Origin of the sequence: Natronomonas salina, assembly GCF_013391105.1 — an archaeon.
In the GTDB taxonomy this organism is placed as follows: domain Archaea; phylum Halobacteriota; class Halobacteria; order Halobacteriales; family Haloarculaceae; genus Natronomonas; species Natronomonas salina.
Map to the genome: position 1 here is coordinate 1,388,917 of NZ_CP058335.1, position 17,503 is coordinate 1,406,419.

Below are 17,503 nucleotides of genomic sequence, written 5' to 3' on the forward strand. Positions count from 1 at the left end.
TCCATCAGGTGATAAAACGTCTCCACGCCCGATAAAGCGTCTCGATAGCTTTGCTCCGCTCGTTAGGGAGTGACTCGGGGCGGCGGCTTTTTGTTCTCCGACGACGACGCCCCCCACATGGACGGGACCCGCGCCATCGTACTCGCCCTCCTCCTCTGTCTGGCGCCGCTCGGCGTTATCTCCGCCGGCGCGATGCAGACCCAGCAGAACGCCACCATGACGGTCGTCCCCCAGGACGGCTCCGCGGAATACCTCGCACCGCCCGCCGACCGCGTCGAGCGGAGCAGCCTCGGGACGGCGTCGATAGACGTCGCCGGCGCCGTCGGCGCGAACGTCGGCCAGGTACGTTCCACCTACCACCGGGTCAGTTTCCAGCGGTCCTACCGCGAGGCGGAGTCGCGGTCCGAGCGGCGCTCGATCGTCACGAACGGGACCGAACGCGTCGGCGACCGGGTCGACGAACTGGAGCAAAAAGAGCGGCGCGCCGTCGAAAGGTACAGCGCCGGCGAGATCGGCCAGCGGGAACTCGTCAGGAAGCTCGCCGTGATCGACCAGGAGTCCAGGACCCTCGAGTCGACGGTCGACTGGCTGGAGACGCGCGCCGACAACCTCGGGATGTACGAGACCGAGAACGAACTCGCGCTCCACCGGAGCCGCCTCCGGCCGCTGCAGGGCCCCGTCCGTAGCAACGCCGAGGCGGCCATCAGCGGCCAGGACGACGCGCGCGTCCACGTGGACGTGAGCGCAGACGGGCTCGTCCTCGCCACGGTGGAGGAGACCAACGGGGAGCCCACCTACCTCAGGGAGGCCTACGACCCGTCGGCGCGGACGGACGAGTTCGACCAGCAGAGCGGCTCCGGGCTGTCGGCGGCCGAGGAGCGGCTCCGCGAACTGTACCCCTGGGTGACCAACAACAGCACGCCCACCGCGGCGCCGATCGGCCCCGACGGCGCGCGGCTCTGGCGGTTCACGTACTCCCACCCGCAGGGCAACCTGGAGACCTACCTCGACGTCGAGACGGACCGCGTCATGCTGGAGCACCAGTACAAGGAGCCCGACGCCGTCCCCACGACGACCGACGAGACCGTCGAGGGCGACCTCCGGCTGGTCCTCAACCGGACGCGCGCCGGCGGCCCGCTCGGCGTGGCGCTCTACGACGACGACCGGGACGAACCGGTCGACGCGACGATCGAGGTCGACAACGAGTCGGTCGGCTCGACGGGGGGCGAGCGCCTCTGGACCGTCGCGCCCCGTGGCGAGACCACGATAAACGCCACCTACCGCGGCGAGACGGTGTCCTACGAGGCGACCTTCGAGTAGGCGAACGTTCTTGTCCGAAGGCGCGGCCACCGGCCGCATGACCGCTCGCGCTACCTCGCCCGTCGTCGGCGTCGTCCTGCTGACCGCTGTGACCGTCGTCGCCGCGGCGGCCGTCGGCTCCGCCGTCGTCGTCGACCCGCCGGACCCGGCGCCCACCGCGTCGTTCGACGCGACCGCCGACGCCTCCGGTGAGATCAGCCTCACCCATCAGGGCGGCGACGCGGTTGACCCCGACGCCCTCCGGGTGCGCGTCCGCGTCGACGGCGACCCGCTCGCCGAGCAACCGCCGGTGCCGTTCTTCTCTGCGCGCGGGTTCGAGAGCGGGCCGACCGGGCCGTTCAACAGCGCGACCGGCGGGGAGTGGCGAGCGGGCGAGACGGCGTCGTTCCGCGTGGCCGCGACGAACGACCCGGAACTGCGACCCGGGGCCGCGGTGGAGGTGCGGCTCTACGTCGACGACCAGCGGATCGCGCTCCTCGAAACGACGGTCTAGGCGGCCTCTACGGACTCAGCGTCGGTCTCGGTTCCGTCGTCGCCGTCGGCTTCCTCGTCCGCCGGCACCGTCGCGACGGTGGTGATCGCCCGCGGCGTCCCCGGGGCGCGCTGCTGGATGTGGTGTTCGAACTCCTCGAAGCCGGCCTCGGCGAACATGCGGTCGGCCTCCGCCTCGTCGTAGAAGAGCATGATGGCGTCGGCGAGACGCTGGAACAGCGAGGAGTTCGGGTAGTCCGGCCCGACGACCAGGACGGTGCCGCCGGGCTTCGTCACCCGGCGGGCCTCCGCGAGGGCGGCGACCGGGTTCGGCCAGTACTCGATGGAGCCCGACGACCAGTAGGCGTCGAAGCTGTCGTCGGCGAAGGGGAGACGCTCGGCGTCGCCGCGGTGGAACTTCACGGAGCCGCGCTTGCCGAACTTCCCGTAGGCCTTCTCCAGCTGGTGGGCCGACTGGTCGAGGCCCCAGACGTCGTCGGTGTGCTGGAGCAGCCCCTCCGTCGCGAAGCCGGTGCCGCAGCCGACGTCGAGGACGCGGTCGCCCGCCTCGAGGTCGAGCCAGCCGAGCGCCTCGTCGCGCATCTCCTCGTTCCAGATGAACGGGTTGATGGCGTCGTAGACCCGCGAGAGGTACTTGTAGAAGATGCGCGCGCGGCCCTTGTCTTCGAGGACTCCCATTGGTCCCCGATACGCCCGGTCCGGTCATAATTGCCCCGGAATGGCGTCGGCGGGGCGGCACGGAGTGGCCTGTCGGCCCACGAATGGGCGTCCCCCGCGGGCCGGCGGAACCGCGCGGCGGCCGAAGCGCGGTTTCGCAACTACCAAATAGGCCCTTTCCGAACCTTCTGATGATATAATTATGGCCAGGCCAGAGGTTCTTGACCGGATCAAAGAGGCCGAACGCGAGGCCGACGAGATCGTCGAAGATGCCCACGAGCAGCGGGAGGCGCGCATCCAGGAGGCGCGAACGGAGGCCGAGCAGATCCGCGAGCAGGCTCGCGAGGAGGCCCGGGAGCTGAAGTCCCGGCGCCTCGATGAGGCCCGCGAGGAGATCGAGGCCGAGCGCGAGGAGATCATCGCGGAGGGCGAGGCCGACCGTCAGGCCCTCGAATCGCACGCCGAATCCCAGCGAAACGAGGTGGTAGGCTACGCGGTGAACCTGTTCACGGAGGCGGTAGATGCTCAGACCTAAGCGGATGAGCCGGGTCTCGGTGACGGGATCCAAGCGCGTGATGGACGATGCCATCGAGGCCGTCCACGGTCTGAACCTGCTGCACGTCACGGAGTACGACGACACCTGGGCGGGCTTCGAGCCCGGCAACCCCGTCGAGGGCGCCGAGGAAGCCGCCGAGAAGCTCGTCACCGTCCGCGCGCTCCAGAGCACCCTCGACGTCACCGAGGAGGACGCCGGCCGGACCCGCATCATCGAGGACGACGAGCTCGACGCGGAACTCGAGGAGGTCCGCGAGCGCGTCAACGAACTCGACGACCGGCGGTCGTCGCTCGAGGACGAGCTCCGCGAAATCGACGACAACGTCGAGGCTGCCAGGCCGTTCGCCGAACTCGGCATCGACCTCGACCTGCTGTCCGGCTACGACAACCTGACGGCGGCCGTCGGCGAGGGCGACCCCGAGGCGCTCCGCCGGGCGCTCGCGGACGCCGACGAGGTCGAGGAGTACGAGCTGTTCGAGGAGGGCGGCTACGTCGCCATCTTCGCGTACCCCGCGGTCGACCTCCAGGACGTCCTCGTCGGCGCCGCGTTCACCCAGTACGAGGTCCCGGACCTCGGCGACAGCGACGAGGCGACCAGTCCCGAGGACTACGTCGAGGACCTCCAGCACCGCCGCGGCCAGGTGGAGTCGAAGCTCGAGACCGTCGAGAAGGAGCTCGCCGAGACGAAACACGACGTGGCCGGCTTCCTGCTGGCCGCCGAGGAGAAACTCGCCATCGAGGTCCAGAAGCGGGAGGCGCCGCTGACCTTCGCGACGACGGAGAACGCCTTCGTCGCCGAGGGCTGGATCCCGAGCGAACGGTACTCGGAGCTGACCGACGCCCTGCACTCGGCCGTCGGCGACCACGTCGAGGTCGAGGAACTCGAACGCGCCGAGTACGACGAGCACGGCCACGCACACGAGCGAGAAGACGTCGGCGGGGCTGAAGGTCGCGGAGGTGCCGAGAGCACCGGCGACCCGGTCGCCGCCGACGGCGGGACCGCGATGAGCGGCGGCGAGCCGCCAGTCGTCCAGGACAACCCGAAGGGCGTGAAGCCCTTCGAGACGCTCGTCGAGGTCATCAACCGGCCGAAGTACACGGAGATCGACCCGACGTTCATCCTGTTCCTGACGTTCCCGCTGTTCTTCGGCTTCATGATCGGCGACCTCGGCTACGGGCTCCTCTACATGGGGCTCGGCTTCGTCCTGATGAGCCGCTTCGAGTCCGACGCCATCCGCTCGCTCGGCGGCGTCGGCATCGCGGCCGGGATCTTCACGGCCGTCTTCGGTGTGCTGTACGGTGAGTTCTTCGGGCTCCACCAGCTCGGAGAGATCGTCTGGGGCGGCTCCCCGCCGCTGCACAAGGGGTTGACGCCCGAGCACGCCGACTACGCTCTCGGCTGGCTCGTCGTGAGCCTGCTGGCCGGCATGGTCCACCTCGCGATCGGGTGGATCATCGACTTCTACGAGAACCTGGGTCACGGTCTCTGGGACGCCGTCACCGAGAGCGGCTCGTGGCTGCTGATGATGTTCGGCCTGTGGGCGTGGATCTTCGCCGACGCGCCGCCGACCGGTGCGTCCCCCGGCCTCCTCGTCGGCGGTGAAGAGACCACCGCCGTCTTCGACGGCGCGCCGTTCGCCTTCGGGTTCGCGGGCTTCCCGGAACTCGTCGGCTTCGCCGGCCTCGCCGCGTTCTTCGTCGGGGTCGTGCTGCTGTACCTCGGCGAACCGATCGAGGTCGTCGAGTTCCTGAACGTGCTGGTGAACGTCCTCTCGTACACCCGGCTCGCGGCGGTCCTCCTCGCGAAGGCGGGGATGGCCTTCGTCGCCAACCTGCTGTTCTTCGGCGTCTACGTCACCGAGGAACACCACCACGGCGAGACGGTCGAGGCGTGGCACTTCGGGACCGGCGGGATGCCCCAGGAGGCCGGCGTGATGTACCACGGCCACGAGGTCACCGAGATCATGTTCGGCGGCCTGCTCCACGGGGGCGTCGCGGCGGCGCTGGTCGGCATCCTCGTCCTGGTGCTCGGGCACCTGCTCGTGCTCGCGCTCGGTATCACGAGCGCCGGATTGCAGAGCATCCGTCTCGAGTACGTGGAGTTCTTCGGGAAGTTCTACGAGGGCGGCGGCAAGAAGTACGCGCCGTTCGGTCACGAGCGGACGTACACTACCGAGGACTGAACTCGGGCCCCCTCGACCCGGGAACGAACAGTTCTCCGATATTCTCCACGGGCGGTGTTCGAGCATCCCTAGCGGCGAGTGCGGAGTGTTCGCATACGGGGAATCAGGCCGCTCTCGGCGGTGTTTGGGAAGTTTTATGAAGCCAGTGGAAACATATCCGTCTGTTCGGAAGCGAGTAACCGCTACAGAGGACTAATAAACATGATGGAATTTGCTGATGTCGTGAGCAGTGTTGCACTGGTACTCCAACAGTCGGGCGGACAGGGCGGTCCGGCCCTCGAATCGTCGGGCGCTGCGGCACTGGCGGTCGGTCTCGCCGCACTCGGCGCCGGTATCGCGGAGCGCGGCATCGGTGCGGCGGCGATGGGCGCCATCGCGGAGAACGAGGACCTCTTCGGTCGGGGCCTGATCCTCACGGTCCTGCCGGAGACGCTCGTGATCCTGGCGCTGGTCGTCGTCTTCGTCGTCTAAACCGCACCCAACTTTTCAAACAATGAGCCTTGATACGGTCGTAGAGGACATCCGAGAAGAAGCCCGCGCGCGTGCGGAGGAGATTCGCTCCGAGGGCGAGGAGCGCTACGAGGAGATCGTCTCCGAGGCCGAGCGCGACGCCGAGGACATCAGGTCCGAGGCCGAGCGCGAGGTCCAGCGGACGATCGAACAGGAGCGCGAGCAGAAGCTCTCCAGCGCGAAGCTCGAGGCCAAGCAGCAGCGCCTCGAGGCACGCCGCGAGGTGCTCGAGGACGTCCGAGACGACGTCGAAGCACAGATCGCCGGCCTCTCCGGCGACGAGCGCGAGGAGCTGACCCGGTCGCTCCTCGACGCCGCCGTCGAGGAGTTCGAGGACGCCGAGTCGGTCCGCGTCCACGGCGCCGCCGACGACCAGGAGCTCCTGGAGTCGCTCGTCGACGAGTACGACGGCTACGAGGTCGGCGAGCCCGTCGACTGCCTCGGCGGCGTCGTCGTCGAGTCCGACGAGTCCCGCGTCCGGGTGAACAACACGTTCGACTCCGTCCTCGAGGACGTCTGGGAGGACAACCTGCGCGAGATCAGCGCGCGCCTCTTCGAAGAATGAACGTCAGGACCGAAGGGAGTTCGAACTACGAATACGTCACGGCGCGAGTGCGCTCGCGGCGGGCGAAGCTGTTCGACGAGGACGACTACCGCAAGCTGGTCCGGATGGGGCCGGGCGAGATCGCACGCTTCATGGAGGAGACGGAGTACGAGAGCGAGATGAACGAGCTGGGCGCGCGACACTCCGGGGTCGACCTCGTCGAGTACGCGCTCAACCAGAACCTCGCGAAGCACTTCGACGACCTGCTGACGTACTCCACGGGGCCGCTGTACGGCTACATCGCCAACTACCTCCGGAAGTTCGACGCCTGGAACGTCAAGACGGTCATCCGCGGCGTCTACACCGACGCCGACCGCGACGACATCGGCGACGACCTCATCCGGACGGGCGAGTTCTCCGACCGGCTGCTCGACCGCCTCGTCGAGGCCGGCAGCATCGAGGAGGTCGTCGACCTCCTGGAGAACACCATCTTCGGCGGGCCGCTCGAGGACGCCTACGCGGACTTCGAGAACCAGGGCGTCCTGGTGCCGCTGGAGAACGCGGTCGACCGCGCGTTCTACGCGCACCTGATGGACGAGGTCGGGACCCCCGAGCCCGACACGCCGACCGCGCTGTACCGGGAGTTCCTCCAGGCAGAGATCGACTTCCGGAACGTCAGGAACGCCCTGCGGATCGCCCGCAGCGGCGCCGACATCGACCCGGCGGCGTACTTCATCGAGGGCGGTCGACTCTTCCGTGCCGAGGAACTACGGCAACTCGCCTCGAGCACGGACGAACTCGTCGCCCGCATCCGGGAGAGCACCTACGGCGACGACCTCGCGGTCGCACTGGAGGACCTCGAGGGTGCCGAGAGCCTGATCGGCTTCGAGCACGCCCTCGACGCGGCGCTGCTTGAGTACTCCCGGAAGCTGTCGAACCGCTACCCGCTGTCGGTGTGCCCGGTGCTCGCGTACATCCTCGCGAAGGAACGCGAGATCGAGAACGTCCGGGCCATCGCCCGCGGTCGCGAGGCAGGACTCTCCGTCGAGGAGATCGAAGAGGAGCTGGTGATAACATGAGCCAGGAGATCGCCGTCGTCGGCAGTCCGGACTTCACGACCGGCTTCCGTCTCGCCGGCGTCCGCCGGTTCGAGAACGTCCCGGACGTCGAGAAGGACGAACGGCTCGACGACGCCGTCGAGACCGTCCTCGACGACGAGGGGGTCGGCATCGTCGTGATGCACGACGACGACGTCGAGGACCTCTCCCGCACCGTCCGACAGCGCGTCGAAACGAGCGTCGAACCGGTCGTCGTCACGCTTGGTGGCGGCACCGGTTCGGGCAACCTCCGCGAGCAGATCAAACGCGCCATCGGCATCGACCTGATGGACGAGTAACCATGAGTCAAGCAACAGACACAGAGACCACGAGTGAGGGCGTCATCGAGAGCGTCAGCGGTCCTGTCGTGACCGCGACGGACCTCGACGCCCGCATGAACGACGTCGTCTACGTCGGCGACGAGGGGCTGATGGGCGAGGTCATCGAGATCGAGGGTAACCTCACCACCATCCAGGTGTACGAGGAGACCTCCGACGTCGCCCCCGGCGAACCGGTCGAGAACACGGGCGAACCGCTGTCCGTCGACCTCGGCCCCGGCATGCTGGACAGTATCTACGACGGCGTCCAGCGTCCGCTGGACGTCCTCGAAGAGAAGATGGGCGCCTTCCTCGACCGCGGGGTCGACGCGCCCGGCATCGACCTCGAGAAGACCTGGGAGTTCAACCCCGAGGTCTCCGAGGGCGACGAGGTGTCCTCCGGCGACGTCGTCGGTATCGTCCCCGAGACAGAGAGCATCGACCACAAGGTCCTGGTGCCGCCGGGCTACGAGGGCGGCGAGGTGACCAGCGTCGAGGCTGGTAACTTCACCGTCGACGAGACGGTCGTCGAACTCGAGACCGGCGAGGAGATCGCGATGCGCCAGGAGTGGCCGGTCCGGGAACCCCGGCCGACCGTCGAGAAGGAGACCCCGACGACGCCGCTGATCTCGGGGCAGCGCATCCTCGACGGCCTCTTCCCCATCGCGAAGGGCGGGACCGCCGCCATCCCGGGTCCGTTCGGCTCCGGGAAGACCGTCACCCAACACCAGCTCGCGAAGTGGGCCGACGCGGACATCGTCGTCTACGTCGGCTGCGGCGAGCGCGGCAACGAGATGACGGAGGTCATCGAGGACTTCCCCGAGCTGGAGGACCCGAAGACCGGCAAGCCGCTGATGAGCCGGACGTGCCTCATCGCGAACACGTCCAACATGCCGGTCGCGGCCCGCGAGTCCTGCGTGTACACCGGAATCACCATCGCCGAGTACTACCGCGACATGGGCTACGACGTCGCGCTGATGGCCGACTCCACCTCGCGGTGGGCGGAGGCCATGCGCGAGATCTCCTCGCGGCTCGAGGAGATGCCCGGCGAGGAGGGCTACCCGGCCTACCTGGCCGCGCGCCTCTCGGAATTCTACGAGCGAGCCGGCAAGTTCCAGAACATGAACGGCAGCGAGGGCTCCATCTCGGTCATCGGGGCCGTCTCGCCGCCGGGCGGTGACTTCTCGGAGCCGGTCACCCAGAACACGCTGCGCATCGTGAAGTGCTTCTGGGCGCTCGACGCCGACCTGGCGGAGCGCCGGCACTTCCCGTCGATCAACTGGAACGAGTCGTACTCGCTGTACACCGAGCAGCTCGACCCCTGGTGGCGCGAGAACGTCAGCGAAGAGTACCCCGAGGTCCGGCAGTGGGCCGTCGACGTCCTCGACGAGGAGGGCGAACTGCAGGAGATCGTCCAGCTCGTCGGGAAGGACGCCCTGCCACCGGACCAGCAGCTGACCCTCGAGGTCGCCCGGTACATCCGGGAGGGGTGGCTCCAGCAGAACGCGTTCCACGACGTGGACACGTACTGCGACCCCGAGAAGACCTACCTGATGCTGACGGCCATCCAGCACTTCAACGACGAGGCCTTCGAGGCGCTGGAGGCGGGCGTCCCCGTCGAGGAGATCATCGACATCGAGGCGCTGCCGCGGCTGAACCGGATGAACACCCAGGAGAACTACGAGGAGTACATCGAGGAGCTGAAAGAGGACATCAGCGACCAGCTCCGGGAGCGATACTGACCATGCAGAAAGAATACAAGACGATAACGGAGATCAGCGGCCCGCTGGTGTTCGCCGAGATCGACGAGCCCGTCGGCTACGACGAGATGGTCGAGATCGAGACGCCGGACGGCGAGACCAGGCGCGGACAGATCCTCGAGTCCACCTCGGAGTACGTGGCCATCCAGGTCTTCGAGGGGACCTCCGGCATCGACCGCAACTCGTCGGTGCGGTTCCTCGGCGAGACCCTGCAGATGCCGCTGACCGAGGAACTGCTCGGTCGGGTCCTGTCGGGCTCGGGCGAACCGATCGACGGCGGCCCCGAGATCGAACCCGACGAGGAGCGCCCGATCGTCGGCGCGGCGATCAACCCGACGGCCCGGGAGTACCCCGAGGAGTTCATCCAGACCGGCGTCTCCGCCATCGACGGGATGAACACCCTCATCCGCGGCCAGAAGCTCCCGATCTTCTCGGGGTCGGGGCTGCCGCACAACGAACTCGCACTCCAGATCGCCCGCCAGGCGTCCGTCCCCGAGGAGGAGGCCGAGGGCGAGGAGTCCGAGTTCGCCGTCATCTTCGGCGCGATGGGCATCACGGCCGAGGAGGCCAACGAGTTCATGGACGACTTCGAGCGCACCGGCGCGCTGGAGCGGTCGGTCGTCTTCATGAACCTCGCGGACGACCCCGCCGTCGAGCGGACGGTCACCCCGCGGATGGCCCTCACGACCGCCGAGTACCTCGCCTTCGAGCAGGACTACCACGTCCTCGTCATCCTGACGGACATGACGAACTACTGCGAAGCGCTCCGGGAGATCGGCGCCGCCCGCGAGGAGGTCCCGGGTCGCCGGGGCTACCCCGGGTACATGTACACCGACCTGGCGCAGCTCTACGAGCGCGCCGGCCGGATCGAGGGTCGCGAGGGGTCGGTCACCCAGATCCCGATCCTCACGATGCCGGGCGACGACGACACCCACCCGATTCCGGACCTCACCGGCTACATCACCGAGGGCCAGATCTACATCGACCGGGACCTCAACAGCCAGGGCATCGAGCCCCCGATCAACGTCCTGCCGAGCCTCTCGCGGCTGATGGACGACGGGATCGGCGAGGGCTACACCCGCGAGGACCACGCCGACGTCTCCGACCAGCTGTACGCGGCGTACGCGGAGGGTGAGGACCTCCGCGACCTCGTGAACATCGTCGGCCGCGAGGCCCTCTCCGAGCGCGACAACAAGTACCTCGACTTCGCGGACCGCTTCGAGGAGGAGTTCGTCCAGCAGGGGTACGACACCAACCGCGACGTCGCGGAGACCCTCGACCTCGGCTGGAAGCTCCTGAGCGACCTCCCCCAGGAGGAGCTCAACCGGATCGACGAGGAGCTCATCGAGGAGTACTACGTCGGCGACGAGCAAGAAGCCGTCACGGCCGACGACTGACCGGTCGTCCGCGGTACGCGGCCAGTCTACTTTCTCTCGTGCGCCATCCCGGAGAGACGCATCCGGCGCCCTCCGCGGCGATATCGCACGGCGTCGGCGACACAAGGCTTATTTCGGACCCCTGAAGAGAGATAGCAACAGCCCTCCAAGCTGTCCGGACGCCCTCCGCGGTCGACTGCGGCGCCGCAGCCTGCGGTCCCGCGGTCGACGCCGGGCAGCCGGGAGGGAACTCGAATCATGGAACGGACGCCGACGCAGGGTGGGACGGTCGACGGCGACGAGCGGCGCCATCGGGCGGACACGGCGCTGGCGGCGCTCCGGCGGCGGGTCCAGTCGCGGTTCGCGGTCGACGCCCGGGCGCTGGCGGCGCTCCGGATCACCCTGGGCGTCGCCCTGCTGGTCGACCTGCTCACCCGCGCCCGGTACCTGGAGCTGTTCTACACGGACGCCGGCGTCTACCCGCGGGCCGTCATGACGGCGTCGGGTACTGGCGGGGAGTTCTCGCTCCACGCGCTGTCGGGGGCGGCGTGGTTCCAGTGGCTGCTCTTCGCCGTCGCCGGACTGTTCGCGCTCCTGTTCGTCGTCGGCTACCGGACGCGGCTCGTCGGGGCGGCCTCCCTGCTGCTGCTGTTCTCGGTGCAACTGCGGAACCCGGCGGTGCTGAACGGCGGCGACCGGCTGCTCCGGGTCCTGCTGTTCATCGCGCTCCTGGCGCCGCTGGGCGAGCGGTGGTCCGTCGACGCGCTCCGGCGCGGGACGGCCCGCCGGACGGTCGTCGGCGCCACGACCGTCGCGCTGCTCGTCCAGCCCGTCGCCGTGTTCACCTCGAACGCGCTGCTGAAGGCGCAGGGCGAGACGTGGTACGCCGGCGAGGCCCTGACCGTCGCGTTCGCCAACGACGCGATGACCATCGGGCTCGGAAACCACCTCGGCGAGTACCCCGCACTGCTCACGACGCTGAACTGGGCGTGGGTCGTCCTCCTGGCGGGCTCGGCGCTCTTCCTGCTGGGGACCGACGGTCGGCTCCGGGCGCTCGCCGTGTTCGCGTACCTCGGCGCGTTCGCGGGGATGGCGGCGACGATGGGCGTGGGGCTGTTCCCGCTGGTGCTGGCGGCGTCGGTGCTGCCGTTCCTGACGGCGCCGTTCTGGGAGACCGCGGGCCGACTCGTCCCCGACCGACTCGCCGAGTATCTCGCCGAGCGACGACCCACCGCGGCGTCGCTCGGGGCCCTCGCGGGACCGCCGCTGGAGCGTCGCGTCCTCGGGGAGTTCCGGCGACGCGGCCACGAGCGGGCGGCCGCCTACGCCGTCGACTACGCCCGGTCGCTGCTGACCGTCATCGGGGTGCTGGTCCTGCTGTGGATCGTCCTGTTCAGCGCGAGCCACGCAACCGGCGTCGACCTCCCCGACGCCGTCGAGTCGCAGGCGCCGAACGAGCAGCGGTGGGGCCTGTACGCGCCCGACCCCTCGACGGGCTACAGCTGGTACGTCCACGAGGCGGAACTGGGCGACGGCGGGACCGCCGACGCCCTCGGCGAGGGGAACGCGACCGTCGACCGCCCGCCGGACGTCGCGGCGACGTACGACTCGTTCCGCCACCGGAAGTTCATGAGTTCGGTCGACGCCGCCGCGGCCGACGAGGACGACCCCCTCGACGAGCGGTACGCCGAGTGGACCTGCGAGCGCGCGACCGAGGTCCACGGCGACGACGTCCGGCGGGTGACCGTCTACCGGGTGGCGCAGTACGACGCGCCGGCCGAGGACCCGCCCGCCCTCTCGGTCACCCCGCTCGTGGAGCAAAAGTGCTCCCCGTCGGCGACCGCAGCCGGGTGACGGGGAGGCCCGGGTAGCCGGACCGACTGGAGGCCAGGGCGACCGGGAGCCGGCGTGTTCGGCCGTCTCGACTGAAAAGGATTAACCCGGTGGGGACTCAAGGCCTCCACAAGAATGAGCAAGGACGTCAAACCGACGCGGAAGAACCTCATGGCGATCGAGGACCGCATCGAGCTCTCCGAGCGGGGCCACGACACCCTCGAGAAGAAGCGCGACGGCCTCATCATGGAGTTCATGGACATCCTCGACCAGGCCCAGGACGTCCGGTCGGACCTCGACGACAGCTACGAGCGCGCCCAGCGGAACATCAACATGGCGCGGGCGATGGAGGGCGACGTCGCGGTCCGCGGCGCCGCGGCCGCGCTGAAGGAGCACCCCGAGATCACCACGCAGTCGAAGAACATCATGGGCGTCGTCGTCCCGCAGATCGAGTCGACGAAGGTCCAGAAGTCCCTCGACCAGCGCGGCTACGGGCTCGTCGGCACCTCCGCGCGCATCGACGAGGCCGCCGACGCCTACGAGGAGCTGCTGGAGAACGTCATCCTCGCCGCCGAGGTCGAGACGGCGATGAAGAAGATGCTCGACGAGATCGAGAAGACCAAGCGCCGGGTCAACGCCCTGGAGTTCAAGCTCCTCCCCGAACTGAAGGGCGCCCAGGAGTACATCGAGCAGAAGCTCGAGGAGCAGGAACGCGAGGAGATCTTCCGCATGAAGAAGATCAAGGCGAAGAAGGAGGAGGACGAGGCCGAAGAGGAGGCCGAGCGGGCGACCGAGGCCGAGCCGATCCCCGCCGACGACTGACCGCGACCGACCGCCGACGCCGCTCGTTCTCGCCGCGCCACCCGTTCTCGTCTCGTCTCGATGTCCGAGCGACCGTTCCGCGGGCGACCGCCTTATCCCTGGGTGCCTGACGGCCCCCGACGAACCGGTCGTCCTTTCCGGGCGCCTCCGCTGGTCCCCGTATGGACTGTCCCAACTGCCAGGCCCCGATGGTGGCCTTCGACGTCCCGGAGCGGTACCGCGAGCACGCCCCGGAGTCGTCGGCCCACGCCGCGCTCTGTCCGGAGTGCCTCACGCTCTCGGCGGCCGACGCGGCGCCGGCCGACCCGCGGTTCGACCGCATCAGCGACGCCTTCCCGACCGGCGAGGCGGCCGTGCCGCTGGCGCTGGCCGTCGGACTGCTCGACTCGCTGGCGCTCAACCGCAGCGACATCGAGGCGCTGCTCGATGCCGTCGCCGAGGCCGGCACCGACCCGCTGCTCGTCCTCGACCGACTGCAGGTCCAGGGCGGCGTCGACCCGGTCTTCGACCTCGAGCGCCGGCGCCACCAGGTCGAACAGCTGTTCGAGTGAGCGGGGAAGAGAGATAGCGTCGTCCGTCGCGGCCGGCGCGATCAGACGCCGGTGGAGTACCGCAGGATGCCGGCGATGCCGCCGAAGGCCGTCAGCAGCTGTTCGCCCTTCTCGAAGTCCGTCGAGATGAACTTCACCTCGGTGCCGCGCTGTTCGGCGATCTCCATGAGGTGGTCGATGGCGTCCTCCCGTTCCTCGACCTCGCCCTCGCCGCCGTCCTCGCAGGTGTGACTCGGCGTCTCGGCCCGGCGGTCGACGAGTTCGAACTCCTCGCGGCCGCCGCAGTCGTAGGTGACGACGTCCTTCCGGAGGTCCTCGGAGATGAGCAGCCGGTCGACCGACCCCATCATGAGGTTCCGCCGGGTGGCGTCGAAGCCGTAGGTGGCCTTCTGGCCGTCGTGGAGCTGCTCGAAGAACTCCTCCATCTCGGACTTGTCCTTCATCACCTCCGTCTCGGCGAGGACGTCCTCGGCGGCGTCGACGAGGTCGTAGAGGCCGGACTCGTCGGTGTAGGAGACGTCGAACTTCCCGAGGACGTGGTCCTGCAGCTCGTGGTGGAGGTAGTCGCCGTCGAGGAACTCGTCCTTGGTCGGCGAGGGGCCGCCGACGAGGATGCCGTCGATCTCGTGGCGGCGCGGGACGAAGAGGTCGTCGGCCATCTCGGCGACCTCCTGGTAGAAGTTGTCGATGGCCTCGAGCCGGAGGCGGGCGAACCGCTGTGCGGACTGGCCGCCCTTCCGCTGCTTGCCGGGGACGAGCGAGGAGGCCGACTTGACGGGTTCGACGCGCTTGCCCTTCAGCCAGCCGACGTTGGCCTCCCGCCGGTCGAGGACGATCAGGCCGTAGAGGCCCTTGTCGCCCATCATCTCCTGGAGGGGCTCGGTCAGGAAGTGGGAGTCGCAGTGGTAGCGGAACGACTGGATGGGTTCGGGCGGCGACTCGAGGACCTCGGTGACCATGTCGGTCTGGCCGCCGCCGGCGTCGACGGCCCCGGAGAACAGCACCATCCCGTTCTCCGGCGGGTGGACGTCGTAGTACTTCAGGCGGTCCTTGATGCTCTTGAGGGCGTCCTGGACCGCGGTCCGCGTCTGCTTGGACTTGATGTTCGACGCCTCGCTGTGCTCCTGGGTGACGTGCTGGACGACGTCGCTGATGAGCCGGTCCTCCGGGACGTAGATGGAGACGAGCTGGGTCCCCGAGCCCGAGTAGTCGTCGAGCTCCTCGATGACCTTCTTGAACTCGTATTTCTGTTTTTCGGACGGGTCCCCTTCCTGTTCGCTCATTGGGTGGGGTTACAGGTCCGTGCGGTAAAACTTCGTCCTTTCAACGCAGGCGAGAAAGCAAGGACTATCGGGCCGTTGCCCGTACCCTCGCACATGGCAATGTCGGACCAGGAATCAAGCTCGAACGTCCCGCTGTCGTGGATCGCCATCTTCCTGCTGCTCGCCCTCGGACTCGGGGCGGCGGCCATCCTGGCAGTCGGCGGCGACCTGACGGCGGCCGCCCCGTAGTTCCGAGCGGCGGTCCCGCGGTATCTCCGGCGAGAGCAGCCGCGAGGGAGCGGAGCGACCGAGCGGTTCCCCGGCGGCGAGCGACCCCAGGGAGCGAGTCGCCGTAGCGCGCGCCTATTTACACCCGTGTTTTTGCCGCGGAGCGTGCAAAAACTGGGGGTACCTACATCGAGTCGGGCGCCTCGACCCCGAGGACGTCGAGGGCGTTGGCGACGGCGTGCTTCGAGGCGGCGACGAGCGAGAGTCTCGCGGCGCGGGTGGCCGCGTCGTCGGCGGTCAGCACCGGACACTCCCGGTAGAAGCTGTTGAACCGGTCAGCGAGTTCGCGGGTGTAGGTGGCGACCTGGTGGGGCTCGAGGTCGGCGGCGGCCTCGTCGACGACGCCGGGGAACCGCGCGAGCACGCGGAGCAGTTCCCGCTCGGCGTCGGTGGTGAGTTCGGAGGCGTCGGGGTCGGGGTCGACGTCGCCCGCTTCACCGAGGATCCCACAGCAGCGCGCGTGGACGTACTGGACGTACGGCGCGGACTGGGCCTCGAAGTCCAGCGCCCGCTCCCACTCGAAGGTGATGCCCTTGGAGGGCTGCTTGGAGACGATGTCGTAGCGGACGGCGCCGACGCCGACCTGGCGGGCGATGCGCTCGACGTCGTCGGCGTCGAGGTCGTCGTCGCGGAGGCGGTCGTCGAGGCGCTCTTCGACCTCGTCGCGCGCGCGGTCGATGGCCTCGTCGAGGAGGTCGTCGAGCTGGACGCCGGTGCCGCGGCGGGTCGACATCTTCCCCTCGGGGAGGTTGACGTACGAGTAGATGACGTTCTCCAGCTGGTCGGCGTCGTTGTCGAGCAGTTCGAGGGTCCGGCGGAGCTGTTCGGCCTGCAGCTTGTGGTCCTCGCCGAGGACGGTGACGGCCCGGTCGTAGTTGTCGAACTTCCACTCGTGGTGGGCGAGGTCGCGGGTGGTGTACAGGGAGGTGTCGTCGGCCCGCAGGAAGACGAGGTTCTTGTCGATGTCGTCGAAGTCGAGCTGCCAGGCGTCGTCCTCGTAGACGGCCTGGTCGAGCTCCTTGAGCCGGTCGACGACGTCGTCGGTCGAGCCGTCGCGCATGAACCGCGTCTCCTTGACGAACTCGTCGAACTCGGCGGGCAGCCGGGCGAGACACTCCCGCATCCCGCCGAGGACGGTGTCGACGACCTCGCCGACGCGCTCGTAGGCCTCCTCGTCGCCCGCCTCGAGCCCCTGGAGGATGGCCTGGATCTCGGCCTCGGCGTCCTCGACGTCGTCGGGGTCGGCCTCCTCGAGGTACTCGTTGCCCTTGCGATAGTAGCGGACCATGCGGTACTCCGCGCGGTCGCGGGCCGGTTCCGGGAGGTCGGACTCGTCGAAGGTCTCGTAGGCCCACGTGAAGACGGCGATCTGCCGGCCGGCGTCGTTGACGTAGTAGTGGCGGTCGACGTCGTAGCCGGCGTAGTCGAGCACGTTGGCGACGGCGTCGCCGATGATGGGGTTGCGCGCGCGCCCGACGTGGACCGGGCCGGTCGGGTTCGCGGAGGTGTGCTCGACGACGACGGATGTCTCGCGGTCCGCGAGGGCGCCGTAGTCGTCGGCCTGGCCGGCCTCGAGGGCGCCCTGGAAGTAGGCGTCCGAGGGGAAGAAGTTCAGGTAGGGGCCGGTCGGCTCGACGCGGTCGACGAGGTCGTGGTCGGAGACGTCGACGTCGCCGGCCAGCTCGACGGCCACCTGCGGCGGGGGCGACTCGAGTTCGCCGGCCAGCCGGAAGGCGACGCTGGAGGCCAGCACCGAGTCGACGTCCTCCGGCGGCTCCTCGATGCCGAGGTCGTCGGTCGGCAGCCCGCGGGCCTGGAGGGCCTCGCGAAGCGCCGCCTCGACCGATTCGCGGAAGGTGAGGAACATACCGCCTCTTCCCGAGCGGCGGGTATAGGGATAACGGGTTCGGGGCGACGGCGAGGGTTACGGCGGCGG

The 17,503-nt window shown here is 68.8% G+C and carries 17 protein-coding genes; 14 read left to right on the plus strand and 3 right to left on the minus strand.

Translation table 11 applies throughout. The annotated features are described in order from the left end of the window. Positions 1-117: 117 nt before the first annotated feature. On the plus strand, positions 118-1,320 hold the full coding sequence (locus HWV07_RS07435; protein ID WP_178333688.1) for a DUF7096 domain-containing protein: 1,203 nt from the start codon (positions 118-120) through the stop codon (positions 1,318-1,320). A 37-nt stretch (positions 1,321-1,357) separates the two neighbouring features. Next, entirely contained in the window at positions 1,358-1,813 is a 456-nt protein-coding gene (locus HWV07_RS07440; protein ID WP_178333689.1) for a type IV pilin domain-containing protein, read from the plus strand. Here the strand turns inward: HWV07_RS07440 and HWV07_RS07445 are convergent. Next, positions 1,810-2,490 (minus strand): methyltransferase domain-containing protein, encoded by a 681-nt coding sequence (locus HWV07_RS07445; protein WP_178333690.1) that lies wholly within the window; start codon positions 2,488-2,490, stop codon positions 1,810-1,812. The two genes, HWV07_RS07440 and HWV07_RS07445, sit on opposite strands and share 4 nt — an antisense overlap. 181 nt (positions 2,491-2,671) lie before the next feature. On the opposite strand from HWV07_RS07445, the gene ahaH reads away from it, so the two are divergent. The 11 genes from ahaH (at position 2,672) to HWV07_RS07500 (ending at position 14,017) form a co-directional block, all read left to right on the plus strand. After that, the gene (gene ahaH, locus HWV07_RS07450; protein ID WP_178333691.1) at positions 2,672-3,004 is read left to right on the plus strand and encodes an ATP synthase archaeal subunit H; all 333 of its coding nucleotides are present in this window, start codon (positions 2,672-2,674) and stop codon (positions 3,002-3,004) included. Next, positions 2,991-5,207, plus strand: coding sequence for a V-type ATP synthase subunit I (locus HWV07_RS07455; protein WP_178333692.1), 2,217 nt, complete (start codon positions 2,991-2,993; stop codon positions 5,205-5,207). The genes ahaH and HWV07_RS07455 overlap by 14 nt, the downstream gene beginning before the upstream one ends. A gap of 201 nt (positions 5,208-5,408) precedes the next feature. After that, entirely contained in the window at positions 5,409-5,678 is a 270-nt protein-coding gene (locus HWV07_RS07460) for a F0F1 ATP synthase subunit C (RefSeq protein ID WP_178333693.1), read from the plus strand. A 22-nt stretch (positions 5,679-5,700) separates the two neighbouring features. Beyond that, a complete protein-coding gene (locus tag HWV07_RS07465) occupies positions 5,701-6,282 on the plus strand; it encodes a V-type ATP synthase subunit E (protein WP_178333694.1) in 582 nt (193 codons plus the stop codon). Then, the gene (locus HWV07_RS07470) at positions 6,279-7,340 is read left to right on the plus strand and encodes a V-type ATP synthase subunit C (RefSeq protein ID WP_178333695.1); all 1,062 of its coding nucleotides are present in this window, start codon (positions 6,279-6,281) and stop codon (positions 7,338-7,340) included. The genes HWV07_RS07465 and HWV07_RS07470 overlap by 4 nt, the downstream gene beginning before the upstream one ends. Then, positions 7,337-7,657: a V-type ATP synthase subunit F gene (locus HWV07_RS07475; protein WP_178333696.1), complete on the plus strand. Its 321-nt coding sequence runs from the start codon at positions 7,337-7,339 to the stop codon at positions 7,655-7,657. Before HWV07_RS07470 ends, HWV07_RS07475 begins: the two co-directional genes overlap by 4 nt. A 2-nt stretch (positions 7,658-7,659) precedes the next feature. Then, positions 7,660-9,417, plus strand: coding sequence for an ATP synthase subunit A (locus HWV07_RS07480; RefSeq protein ID WP_178333697.1), 1,758 nt, complete (start codon positions 7,660-7,662; stop codon positions 9,415-9,417). Between the two features lie 2 nt (positions 9,418-9,419). Beyond that, positions 9,420-10,832, plus strand: coding sequence for an ATP synthase subunit B (locus HWV07_RS07485; protein WP_178333698.1), 1,413 nt, complete (start codon positions 9,420-9,422; stop codon positions 10,830-10,832). A 237-nt stretch (positions 10,833-11,069) separates the two neighbouring features. Continuing rightward, positions 11,070-12,665 (plus strand): HTTM domain-containing protein, encoded by a 1,596-nt coding sequence (locus tag HWV07_RS07490; protein ID WP_178333699.1) that lies wholly within the window; start codon positions 11,070-11,072, stop codon positions 12,663-12,665. A 114-nt stretch (positions 12,666-12,779) separates the two neighbouring features. Then, positions 12,780-13,466 (plus strand): V-type ATP synthase subunit D, encoded by a 687-nt coding sequence (locus tag HWV07_RS07495; RefSeq protein ID WP_178333700.1) that lies wholly within the window; start codon positions 12,780-12,782, stop codon positions 13,464-13,466. Positions 13,467-13,627: 161 nt separating this feature from the next. Next, positions 13,628-14,017: a DUF6276 family protein gene (locus HWV07_RS07500; RefSeq protein ID WP_178333701.1), complete on the plus strand. Its 390-nt coding sequence runs from the start codon at positions 13,628-13,630 to the stop codon at positions 14,015-14,017. 41 nt (positions 14,018-14,058) lie between these two features. Here the strand turns inward: HWV07_RS07500 and prf1 are convergent, their stop codons facing one another. Continuing rightward, complete coding sequence (gene prf1 / locus HWV07_RS07505; protein WP_178333702.1) at positions 14,059-15,300, minus strand: peptide chain release factor aRF-1; 1,242 nt, start codon at positions 15,298-15,300, stop codon at positions 14,059-14,061. A 93-nt stretch (positions 15,301-15,393) separates the two neighbouring features. Here prf1 and HWV07_RS19905 point away from each other — a divergent pair, with 93 nt between their 5' ends. Further along, the gene (locus HWV07_RS19905) at positions 15,394-15,528 is read left to right on the plus strand and encodes a hypothetical protein (protein WP_281362334.1); all 135 of its coding nucleotides are present in this window, start codon (positions 15,394-15,396) and stop codon (positions 15,526-15,528) included. A 163-nt stretch (positions 15,529-15,691) separates the two neighbouring features. On the opposite strand, the gene argS is transcribed toward HWV07_RS19905, so the two are convergent. Continuing rightward, positions 15,692-17,434, minus strand: coding sequence for an arginine--tRNA ligase (gene argS / locus HWV07_RS07510; protein ID WP_178333703.1), 1,743 nt, complete (start codon positions 17,432-17,434; stop codon positions 15,692-15,694). Positions 17,435-17,503: the final 69 nt, after the last annotated feature.